Origin of the sequence: Sphingomonas bisphenolicum (assembly GCF_024349785.1) — a bacterium.
Classification (GTDB): Bacteria; Pseudomonadota; Alphaproteobacteria; order Sphingomonadales; family Sphingomonadaceae; genus Sphingobium; species Sphingobium bisphenolicum.
This window is the reverse complement of the sequence record NZ_AP018817.1, coordinates 1,218,203-1,229,393: the sequence shown is the minus strand read 5'-3', so window position 1 is coordinate 1,229,393 and position 11,191 is coordinate 1,218,203. Positions and strand designations below refer to the sequence as shown.

Below are 11,191 nucleotides of genomic sequence, written 5' to 3'. Positions count from 1 at the left end.
GGCTTAGACCGGCATGCTCATAATGTCCTTATAGGCGGACAGGAGTTTGTTGCGGACCTGGAGGGTCGCCTCGAAGCTGACCGACGCCTGCTGCTTGGCCAGCATCACCGCGGCGATATCGGTGGTTTCGCCACGTTCGAACGACGCTGCCGCCTCGCCGGCCTGATTCTGCAGGCCGTTGACCTGTTGCAGCGCGCTGTTGAGCGCTTCGGTGAAGCCGCCGGGCGCCGTGCCCTGCGTGCCGCCGGCGCCCGACGCGCCGTCGACCGGACCGGTCGAGGCGACATCGCGCAAAGCCGCATTCTTTTGCAGGATGGCGTTGCGGATCGCCATCACGCTGTCGGTGGGTGAAATGCCGTTGATGGCCATGGTTCAGCCCTCCTTCAAGCCGCTGCCAGCTCGCGCATCTCGGCGAGCCGATAGCGAAGCGTGCGTTCGGAAATGCCCAGCTTGCGGGCGGCGGCGGCGCGGTGGCCATCGGTTTCGCGCAGGGCGATGCGGATGGCTTCCAGCTTGCTGTGATGGGCGACGTCGCGCAGGCGGGTCGGCTCGACCGCGACCGACGCAGGCGCCACGATCGGCGTGACGACGCGCAGCGGCTGCGGCGCGCGGGCCAGATGCAGATCGTCCGCCTCGATCATCTCGCCGTCGCGCAGCACCAGCGCGCGCTGGAGCACATTGCCCAGTTCGCGGGCGTTGCCGGGCCAGACATGGGCGGTGAGCTTGTCCATCGCCGCGGCGGTCGGCCAGACGAAGCCGGCCTTGCCCATGTCCTGCTGACGCAGCAGCATGGCGGCGGCGATCGCGGCGACATCGCCGGGGCGTTCGGCCAGCGGGCGCAGTTCCAGCGGCATGACGTTCAAGCGCCAGTAAAGATCTTCGCGGAAACGGCCGGCCGCGACCTCGTTAGCGAGATTGCGGTTGCAGGCCGCGATGATGCGGACATTGACCGGGACCGGATGGGTGGCGCCGACCGGCAGCACTTCGCCTTCCTGCAGCGCGCGCAGCAGCTTGGACTGGAGCGAGAGCGGCAGTTCGGCGATTTCGTCGAGGAAGAGCGTGCCGCCGTCCGCCGCGAGGAACAGCCCTTCCGACGCATTGGATGCGCCGGTGAAGCTGCCCTTCTTATGACCGAACAGCATCGCTTCCATCATGGTTTCCGGGAGCGCCGCGCAGTTGACGGCGATGAAGTCGTGGGCGGTGCGACCCGACTGGGCGTGCAGGAAGCGCGCCATGCCTTCCTTGCCGGTGCCGGTGTCGCCCTGGATCAGGACGGTGGCGTCGCTGCGGGCGACACGGCCGGCCAGCGTCATCAGGCGGGCGCTGCCGCTGTCGCCGACCGCGGGGATCGCGGAGGGACGGGCCAGTTCGGCGATGAGGGCGAAGGCGAAGCCCATGTCCGCTATGCCAAAGGCGACCCGCGCCGGCAGACCATTGGCGGCGGACAGCAGCGAAGGCGCACCGTCGATAACGTTGATCAGGATGTCCCGATAGGTGGCGTGACCGATCTCGGTCGCCAGCAGGATACGCCGGTCGTCCCTGTCACGGGGGTCGGCCGCATCGACGATGCGCACTTCATAGAAGGCATTTTCAAGCCAGTGCTGCAGCCCCGGAAGAAGCGCGCAGACGCCACGGCTCACGTCTAGTGTCGACATGAACAAAACCCCATCATTTGGCTGGCTTGTACCCCCGTACGCCCCAACCCCCTTCGATGGTTAACAAATAGCCCGTCTGTGGTTATCAGATAGTTAATGCCGTCTGCCGGCTTGCCGCAATGCGGCAGTTTTTTTCCGGCAAAAACGGCAATATCTTCGACCTTGGTCTAAGGCGCGCGCGTCGCGCCCGCGTAAGGGGGTTTTCGGACCGCCCGAATCACGCCCTTTCCAAAAAAATCGACATCGGCGCTAAAAGCCCATGGCGCCCCGCCGTTATCCCCTTTCGAGGCCGCAAGCGCTCTAACGGATGGCAGCGACCTGATAGTGAAACGAAAGGGAACACCATGACTGTTATCGGAACCAACACTGCAGCGCTGCGCTCGGCCAATGCTTCGTCGATGGCCAGCAAGTCGCTGAGCACCGCGATGGAACGCCTGTCGACCGGCAAGCGCATCAACAGCGCGAAGGACGACGCCGCCGGTCTCGCCATCGCTTCGAGCATGACGGCGCAGATCAAGGGCATGACCCAGGGCGTCCGCAACGCCAATGACGGCATCAGCCTGGCGCAGACGGCGGAAGGTGCGCTCGGCGAAGTCACCAACATGCTGCAGCGTATGCGTGAACTGTCGGTCCAGGCGCTGAACGGCACCAACGACACCGACGCCAAGGCGAACATCCAGGCGGAAGTCGCGCAGCTCCAGACCCAGATCACCGATACGCTGGCGAACACCGAATTCAACGGCACGAAGCTGTTCGACGGTTCCACCGCCACCGTGACGATCCAGGCCGGCGCCAACGCGTCCGACACTGTCGACATCACGCTGGACGACGTGACGACCGCAATGACCAACGCTTTGGCGGTCGATGTCACCACCGGCACCTCGGCTGACCTCGACACGTTCGACACCGCGATCGCTTCGATCGCCACGACCCGCGCCAACCTCGGTGCGGTGCAGAACCGCCTCGAATCGACGGTCAACAACCTGACCAACAACATCACCAACCTGACCGACGCCCGCAGCCGCATCGAAGACGCCGACTTCTCGGCCGAAACGACGGCGCTCGCCAAGCAGCAGATCCTGAGCCAGGCGTCGACCGCGATGCTGGCCCAGGCCAACCAGAGCCAGCAGGGCGTGCTCAAGCTGATCGGCTAAGGCGTAACAAGATTGGTCGGCTGAGGTCTTGGTCACCGCCAGCCGCCCAAGTGGCCCCCGGCACATCAACAGTCCCCACCGTGCCGGGGGCGACACCTTCGATCGAACGACCAGCCTGTTTGAAGCCTCCGTCCCCCCGGGCGGAGGCTTCTTCGCATGGAGGCGCGGATACAGACTTGGCTTCGCCGGTTGTGCCTCCCATGATAAAGGCCATGACCCAGATCAACCGGCGCGCGATGATCGCCGCCTCCGCATCCGCCCTTCTTCTTCCGGACATGCTGCTGGCCCAGACTGGCGGCGACGTCTTTTCATGGGATCGACTGGTCGGGCAGATGCAGCGCCTCGCCCGCGCGCCGTTCAGGGAGACGCCGCCGCATCCCGGCGCGGCGAAGGTCGATTATGACGCCCTGCATCAGGCGCGGTTCCGCGACGAGCGCACCCTATGGGGCGACCTGCCCGGCGACACCGGGGTCCGTTTCTTCCCGCTTTCGGTGAACGCCGCCCAGCCGGTGTCGATCGCGATCGTGGAAAAAGGGCGCGCGGCCCCGCTGCGCTACGATCCGACCATGTTCGACACGCCCGCAGGCAATGCCGTGGCGGCGCTGGGGCCGGATGCGGGCTTTGCCGGCTTCCGCATCATGAATGCGGCGCGCGACAGCGACTGGCTGTCCTTCCTCGGCGCAAGCTATTTCCGCGCGCCCAGCCCGCAGAAGCAATTCGGCCTGTCGGCCCGCGCGATCGCGATCAACACCAGTCTGGCCGGCAAGGAAGAGTTTCCCCGCTTCACCCATTTCTGGCTGGAACGGACGGGCGCAAGCAGCGTCACTATCTATGCGTTGCTCGACGGCGCATCGATCAGCGGCGCGTTCCGTTTCGTCAGCAGCCTGGGGCCGCAGGGGGTGCGGCAGGATATCACCGCCGCCCTCTTCCCCCGACGCGCCATCCCCGAACTGGGGCTGATGCCGATGACCAGCATGTTCTGGTACGATCAGGCGAACCGCATCCAGGGGACCGACTGGCGGCCAGAAATCCATGACAGCGACATGCTGTCGATCGCCAGCGCCGACGGGACCGCCCATGCCCGGCCGATCGTGAACCCGTCCGCGCCGCATTTCAGCGCCTTCACGGAAGTGAGCCCCAAGGGCTTCGGCCTGCTGCAACGCGACCGCGACTTCGACCATTATCAGGATGATGGCGTCTTCTACGATCGCCGCCCCTCGCTCTGGTCGACGCCGACCGAGCCGCTGGGTGCAGGCGCCGTACGCCTCTACGCCTTCCCCACCGACAGCGAATATACCGACAATGTCGCCGCCTACTGGACGCCCGATGCCGCGCCGCGCGCAGGCGCGCGGATCGACCTGGCCTATCGGCTCGACTGGTCCGCGGCGCGCGCGCCGGCCTCTGCCGGCATCGCCATCGTCGAGAATGTCTGGCGCGGGCGCGGCGACGGCGATGCCGATCGGCTGGTGATCGACTTTGCGGGCGTAGCTGCGGGGAGCAAGCCCGATATCTGGGCGGACGTAGCCGGCGGTACGCTCATCAAGAAGGCCGGTTATCCGGTGCTGGGCCGCGACGGCCTGTTCCGCACGGTGCTCGACATCAAGCGCGCACAGGGCAAGTCGGCCGATATTCGGCTCCAGTTGCGGACCGGCGATCGCGGATTGAGCGAATATGTGCATTATCCGCTGGGCGCTTAGCGGGAACCGTCTATGCATCGGGCGGTTGTGACATATTGGGTCAATCGCGATGGGTCTGAGGAATGATGGGGAATGGAGGCGTGCAGGCGCCGACCACCGATGCCGGGGGAAAGCCGCTGGCGCGCGCCTTTGAACAGGTGCCGCCGGAAAATCCGCTGGCGATGCCGGAACAGGATTTCGGCGCCCGGCCCGACCTGATCGCGCGCCGCCCGCTCAATATCGACATCTGGGCGCGCCGCCTGCTGGTGGTGCTGCTCGCCCTGCTGCCCGCCGCGATGGCTGCGCATGAAATGCGCCGATCGATCGGGCTGGACGGTATTTCCGCGTGGGAAGGCGTCTATCTCGCGCTCTTCATTCCGCTGTTCGCCTGGATCGCCTTCGGCTTCGCCACCGCAATGATCGGCTTCCTGCTGCTGACGGTTGGCAAGGGGCGGAGCGTGACGCCGCGTCCGCTGAATGCCGCCACCCCGCTGAAGGGCAAGACCGCGATCCTGCTGCCGGTGTGCAATGAGGATTTCCTGGGCGTGCTGGGCCGGCTGTCGATCATGGAGCGGTCGCTGGCGCAGGTGATGGGCGGCGAGCGGTTCGAATTTTTCATCCTGTCGGACTCCAGTCCCGAAAGTGGCGAGGTGGAGCGCCGCGCCTATCAGGAAATGCGCGCCTCCTTCTCCCGCCCCGTTCATTATCGTCGGCGCGCGCTCAACATCGGCCGCAAGCCAGGCAATATCGCCGAATGGGTGCAGCGTTTCGGCGGCGGGTACGATTATATGGTGGTGCTGGACGCCGACAGCGTGGTGAGCGGGCAGACGATGGCCCGCCTCGCCGCCGACATGGAGCGGCATCCGCATGTCGGGCTGATCCAGACCGTCCCCACCGTGATGGGCGCGGCCACGTTGTTCGCGCGCTGGCAGCAATTCGCCAGCCGCCTGTTCGGTCCGACGTCCGCCGCGGGCATGATCTGGTGGGCGGGATCGGAGGGCATGTTCTGGGGCCATAATGCGATCGTGCGGGTGAGCGCCTTCGCGCAAAGTTGCGGCCTGCCCGAACTGCCGGGCCGTGCGCCGTTCGGCGGGCATATTTTGAGCCACGACATGCTGGAGGCCGCCCTGCTGCGCCGGCGCGGCTGGGACGTGCATATGGTCACGGCCGACGACAGTTTCGAGGAATTTCCGCCCTCCATGCCGGACCTGTTCACCCGCGACCGGCGCTGGTGCCAGGGCAATATCCAGCATGTGCCGTTGCTGGTGAAGATCGCCGGGTTGCATCCGGTCAGCCGGTTCCAGTTGCTGGTCGGCGCGTCGGCCTATTGCACGTCGCCGCTGTGGCTGGCGCTGATGCTGGTGGTGCTGGGTGGCGCGCTGGCCGGGGTGTGGCCGCCCGCCGCGATCCTGCCGTCGGGCGGATTGCTGGCGCTGACGGCGGTGCTGTTGTTCGGTCCAAAGATATTGGCGATCATCTGGGCGATGGCCGATCCGGCCCGGCGCATCGGTTTTGGCGGCGCGGCGGGAATGACGCGCGGCGTTCTGGTCGATATCATCCTGTCGATCCTGATGGCGCCGGTGGCGATGCTGACGCAGACGATCAACCTGTTCAGCATCTTGATGGGCCGCAAGGCAAGCTGGAACGGGCAGACCCGCGATCGCGACGGCATGGCGATCACCAGTGCGATCTGGCTGTTCAAATGGCATTTGCTGCTGGGCGCGGGGCTGACCGCGATGGCGGTGAAGGCCGGCAGCCTGGGCTGGATGTCGCCGGTGGTCGCCGGCCTGTTCGCCGCGCCGGTGCTGGCCGCGCTGACCGCGCGCAAGGATCTGGGGCGCAAGGCGGAAGAACATGGCCTGTTCCAGGTCGCCGATCCGTGGTGGCGCACGCAAAGCTATCGTCCGTTGCGGTTCCGCTGGCCGACGACGGATGGGCGGCGGGTCGGGCCGCTGGCGGCGAATGATGAGTGATGGATAGGTAATCAGCCGTTGGGCGCGTCATGGAGATCGTAGGACCGGGTTCCCGCCTTCGCGGGAACACCGCCAGCCTGAATGTCAGTCGTCCCAGTCGCGCAGTTTTTCGCGCAGCTTGTCGAGCGCCGCTTTCTTGATCTGGCAGACGCGGGCGGCGCCGATGTCCAGCGTGTGGCCGATTTCCTCCAGGTTCAGTTCCTCGACGAAATAGAGTTGCAGGACCATCGCTTCGCGCTGGGGCAGTTCGCCGATGCAGGCGGCCAGCGCTTTTTTGAGGGACTCGCGTTCCATGATGTCGTCGGCGCGATCCTCGACATCGGCAAACCACATCGACTGGTCGGAATAGACTTCGTCCATGCTGGTATGCTGAACCATTTCGACGCTGTCGGCGATCTCGCGATAGGCGGCCGGCTCAAGCCCCATGTCTGCCGACATTTCGGCCTCGGTCGGCAGGCGGCCGAGCTTCTGTTCCAGCCGGTTGCGCACCTTGGCAAGTTCTTTCCGCCTGGCCATTGCCGACCGGCAAATCGTTGCCTGCCGCCGCAGATGGTCGATCATTGCGCCGCGCACGCGCAGTTGGGCATAGGCGGCGAAGCCCAGCCCCCGATCCTCGAAACTGTTGGCGGACTCGACCAGCGCAACCATGCCGATCTGGAGCAAGTCCTCAATCTCTATCGCGGTCGAAACGCGGCCATGGACGTGCCAGGCGATCTTGCGCACCAGCGGCATATATTGGCGGGCCAGCCGCTCCGGGCTATTTTCGCCGGGCTTGCCATAGGTATGGGCGCCAGCCGCAATCTTGTTCATATACATGGCTCAGCCTCCTTTCAGGCAACCCGTTCGCGCATTTGGTCCTGGCGCGGCGCGGGGTCGTGGCGGGGCGTGGGGCGCTGCTCGTTGCCGACCACCGCGACCACTTCCACGCCCTTGCCATCGGGAATTTCGAGGAAGGACAGCACCGGCGTTTCGGGCAGATGCGGCTTGAACAGCCGGGCGAGCGCGCGGCGCGCGACCGGCGAGGTGACGATGGCGAAGTTGCGCGCCTGCCCCATCAGCGGCCGGGCGGCGTGGATCACCGCCTCCACGATGCGGTTGGCGAGCGCGGGTTCGATCGGATGCTTGGCGTCGCCCGCGACGCGCATGGCCTGCGCCAGCAAGCCTTCGAGATCGCCGTCAAGGGTGATGACCGGCAGCGGCATCTTGACCGGGACGAGCCCCTGGATGATGAGCGCGCCGATGCGCTGGCGCACCGCCTCGACCAGTTGTTCGTGGCTCATGTCGGGGCGTGCGGCGTCGACCATCGCCTCGCAGATGCGGCGGAAGTCCTTGAGCGCGATGCCTTCGCCCAGCAGGGCGCGACACAGAGCGCTGATCTGCGTCAGGCTGAGTGTGCCGGGCGTCAGGCCATCGACCAGTTGCGGCGCAGCGTCCTTCAGATTGTCGAGCAGCTTGCGCGCTTCATCCAGGCCGAACATTTCGGCGGCGTTCATCGCGATGAGCTGATTGAGGTGCGTGGCGACCACCGTCGGCGGATCGACGACGGTATAGCCCGCAACCACGGCTTCGCTGCGCTTGGCCTGCGATATCCAGACGGCGTCGAGGCCGAAGGTCGGGTCTTTGGCCGGGCGACCGGCGACCGTGCCTTCCAGCGCGCCGCTGTCGAGCGCGAGCAGATCGTCGGGCCAGATTTCGTCCTCGCCCACGACCACGCCCGCGATGGTGATGCGATATTGATTGGGTTCGAGCGCCAGATTGTCCTTCACGCGAACCATCGGCACGACGAAGCCCAGTTCCTTGGATAGCTGGCGGCGGATGCCGGTGATGCGGGCCATGAGCGGCGCGCCCTTGCGTTCGTCCACCAGGCTGATGAGGCCATAGCCGATTTCCAGACCCAGGATCGCGCCGTCCGACACATCGTCCCATTCGATGACGGCCGGATTGGGCGCAGGCGCGACCGGAGCAGGCTCGGCCGCCTTTTTCTGGACAGCCTTGCGCAATTGCCAGGCAATGCCGCCCGCGACCGCCGCGGCCGACAGGATGATGAGATGGGGCATGCCAGGCAGGATGCCCAGAAAGCCCAGGATCGCGGCGACCGGCACCCAGGCGCGGCCCGACCCGAACTGGCCGGCGATCTGGCCGCCCAGATCCTGCTCGCTCTTGACGCGGGTGACGATGGAGGCGGCGGCGATGGAGAGCAGCAGCGCGGGGATCTGCGCCACGAGCGCGTCGCCGATCGCCAGGATGATATAGGTCTGCGCGGCTTCGCCAATGGCGAGGCCATGGCTGACCACGCCCAGGATGATGCCGCCGACGATGTTGATGACCAGGATCAGGATGCCAGCGACCGCATCGCCCTTCACGAACTTGCTGGCGCCGTCCATCGAGCCGTAGAAGTCCGCCTCGGTCGCGACTTCGACGCGGCGGATCTTGGCTTCTTCCGGCGTCATCAAACCGGCGTTCAGGTCGGCGTCGATCGCCATCTGCTTGCCCGGCAAGGCGTCCAGGGTGAAACGCGCCGACACTTCGGACACGCGTCCCGCGCCCTTGGTGATGACGACCAGGTTGATGATCATCAGGATGGCGAAGACAAAGATGCCCACGACATAGTCGCCGCCGATCAGGAAGTGGCCGAAGGCTTCGATCACCTGCCCGGCCGCGTCGGAGCCTTCATGTCCCTGCACCAGCACGACGCGGGTCGAGGCGACGTTGAGCGCGAGGCGCAGCAGGGTCGCGAACAACAACACGGTGGGAAAGCTGGAGAAATCGAGCGGCTTGCCCGCGTTCAGCGCCACCATCAGCACCGCAAGGGAAATCATGATGTTGGTGATGAAGCCGATGTCCAGCATGATCGCCGGCACCGGGACCATCATGAACACGACGACCATCAGCGTGGCGAACGGCAGCACGGCGCCCTTGACGGCGCTCATCCAGATCTTCGCTTTGACTTGGGCAGGAGACATTGCGGCCGTTTACCTTCCGAGGGTGGCGAGCATGAGATAGGCGAGGCGGGCGGTCTGCGGTTGCGGCTTGACCATGATGTCAGGCTGCTCGGCGAGGCGCTGGGTTTCAATCCGCACATAGTCGGCGGGCTGGACCGTCTTCGCGCCCGAAGGCAGCGCAGCGGAAGCATATTGGATGTCGGCGCCGAGGCCGTCCGAGTTCTTCTGGAGCTTCGACGCAAAGCGGTCGCGGATGTCGGCGAAGCTGCGGGCGTGGCCCTGCTTGTCGAAGAAGATCGAACGGTTGGCGCGCGCCGCGGACGGGAACAGCGATGCCGCCGTCGCATCCGGCGCGCGGTCATGGACCGCCAGGAATTTGGAGGCACCGCCGACGCCGAGGAAATGGGCGAGGTAGAGATCGACCGGCTGGGCTTCGCGGCCCAGCTTCGATTCCAGATAGGCCTTGTTGTCGGCCGCATGTTCCGCCGCCATGACCGATGCGGTTTCGGGGTGCTTGCGCAGGTCTAATATCTGTTTGCGCAGGTCGGGGTCGGCCACATAATAGCGGCCGCCGCTCTGCTGGATCGCGTCGGACGCCCAGCCCAGCCCATATTCGCTGCCATGCTTGTCGACGACGGCGAGCCAGCTCTGGTCGATGAACTGATAGAGGCCGGTGGCGGACGATGTCGCCGCACGGGCCGTGGGGTTCAGGCTGGATTCGATCTTGGCCTGACCGAGCAAATAGGAGAAGTCGACACCAGTACGGCGGCTCGCCATCGCAATCGCGTTGGTGACGCGATTACCTGTCGAACTCCCGGTTGCTGATATGTCTGCGAAAGCCGACACGACTAAAATCCTCACTTGCTAGCGAGGACATTAGAGCAAGGCTTGTGCCAAGATTTGGTTAACGCGATTAAGGATTTCGCGCCCTACAACGAAAAACGGCGCCGAAGGGCGCCGCTTTAAGGGCTGTGGGGATTTAGGATTCCCCTTTTGCTGGAGTTGTGATTCACACTCTGGATGGATCGCTTTGTACTGACGGACGCCCAATGGGCGCAGATGGAACCGCACTGTCTGGGCAAGATCACCGACCCCGGACGCAGCGGCAGAAACAACCGGCTGTTCGTGGAGGCAGTGCTGTGGATTGTCCGCACTGGAAGTCCATGGCGCGACCTACCGGCGATGTTCGGCAATTGGAGCACGGCATTCCGCCGATTTCGCGATTGGCGGGAAGCCGATGTTTTCAAGCGGATTTTCGATGCTCTGTCGGATGAACCCGACATGGAATACGCCATGATCGATGCCACCATCGTCAAGGTTCACCGGCACGGCCAGGGCGCAAAAGGGGGACTCAGAGCCAGGCCATTGGTCGTTCCAAAGGAGGCATGACGACCAAGATCCTGGCTTTGACCGATGCGCTGGGCAACCTTGTCCGCTTCCGCTTGATGCCCGGCCACCGCTTCGACACGGTTGGCGTTGCTCCACTCATCGACGGCATCAAGTTCGGCGCACTGCTCGCTGACAAGGCTTTCGACAGCAACGATATCGTCGCCGATCTCAACGAGCGGGGTGCAAAAATCGTCATCTCGCAGCACCCGCGACGCGCCAGACCCATCCCGCTCGACGCCGAAATGTACAAGTGGCGCCACCTCATCGAAAACTTCTTCTGCAAACTCAAGGAATTCAAGCGTATCGCCATGCGCGCCTGCAAAACCGATCGCAGCTTCGAGGCCATGATCCACCTCGCTGCAGCCGTCATCAATTCCCGGTGAATCCCCACAAGCCTTAGTC

The 11,191-nt window shown here is 65.1% G+C and carries 9 protein-coding genes; 4 read left to right on the top strand and 5 right to left on the bottom strand.

Features of this window, described 5'->3' with window-relative positions; genetic code table 11:
- Positions 1 to 3: 3 nt before the first annotated feature.
- Together fliE and SBA_RS06160 are read right to left on the bottom strand one after the other, a co-directional pair.
- Positions 4 to 363, bottom strand: a complete 360-nt coding sequence (fliE, locus tag SBA_RS06165) for a flagellar hook-basal body complex protein FliE (RefSeq protein ID WP_224548779.1) — start codon at positions 361 to 363, stop codon at positions 4 to 6.
- Positions 364 to 383: 20 nt separating this feature from the next.
- Complete coding sequence (locus SBA_RS06160) at positions 384 to 1,655, bottom strand: sigma-54 interaction domain-containing protein (protein WP_261936245.1); 1,272 nt, start codon at positions 1,653 to 1,655, stop codon at positions 384 to 386.
- A 344-nt stretch (positions 1,656 to 1,999) separates the two neighbouring features.
- On the opposite strand from SBA_RS06160, the gene SBA_RS06155 reads away from it, so the two are divergent.
- From SBA_RS06155 to mdoH, 3 genes are all read left to right on the top strand, one after another.
- Positions 2,000 to 2,809: a flagellin N-terminal helical domain-containing protein gene (locus SBA_RS06155; RefSeq protein WP_224548543.1), complete on the top strand. Its 810-nt coding sequence runs from the start codon at positions 2,000 to 2,002 to the stop codon at positions 2,807 to 2,809.
- Positions 2,810 to 3,021: 212 nt separating this feature from the next.
- Positions 3,022 to 4,506, top strand: a complete 1,485-nt coding sequence (locus SBA_RS06150; protein ID WP_261936244.1) for a glucan biosynthesis protein — start codon at positions 3,022 to 3,024, stop codon at positions 4,504 to 4,506.
- Between the two features lie 62 nt (positions 4,507 to 4,568).
- Positions 4,569 to 6,458, top strand: a complete 1,890-nt coding sequence (mdoH, locus tag SBA_RS06145) for a glucans biosynthesis glucosyltransferase MdoH (protein WP_390902392.1) — start codon at positions 4,569 to 4,571, stop codon at positions 6,456 to 6,458.
- An 84-nt stretch (positions 6,459 to 6,542) separates the two neighbouring features.
- On the opposite strand, the gene SBA_RS06140 is transcribed toward mdoH, so the two are convergent.
- From SBA_RS06140 to SBA_RS06130, 3 genes are read right to left on the bottom strand one after another with little or no spacing between them, the layout of a single operon-like run.
- Complete coding sequence (locus SBA_RS06140; protein WP_261936243.1) at positions 6,543 to 7,274, bottom strand: sigma-70 family RNA polymerase sigma factor; 732 nt, start codon at positions 7,272 to 7,274, stop codon at positions 6,543 to 6,545.
- Positions 7,275 to 7,288: 14 nt separating this feature from the next.
- On the bottom strand, positions 7,289 to 9,421 hold the full coding sequence (gene flhA, locus SBA_RS06135) for a flagellar biosynthesis protein FlhA (RefSeq protein ID WP_261936242.1): 2,133 nt from the start codon (positions 9,419 to 9,421) through the stop codon (positions 7,289 to 7,291).
- Between the two features lie 9 nt (positions 9,422 to 9,430).
- On the bottom strand, positions 9,431 to 10,246 hold the full coding sequence (locus SBA_RS06130; protein WP_261936241.1) for a lysozyme family protein: 816 nt from the start codon (positions 10,244 to 10,246) through the stop codon (positions 9,431 to 9,433).
- Between the two features lie 174 nt (positions 10,247 to 10,420).
- Between SBA_RS06130 and SBA_RS06125 the strand changes: the two genes are divergently transcribed.
- Positions 10,421 to 11,172 (top strand): IS5 family transposase gene (locus SBA_RS06125; RefSeq protein WP_261935108.1). Its coding sequence is split into 2 segments (ribosomal slippage): positions 10,421 to 10,751 and positions 10,751 to 11,172, totalling 753 coding nucleotides; the frame shifts between segments, so codons are not numbered across the junction.
- Positions 11,173 to 11,191: the final 19 nt, after the last annotated feature.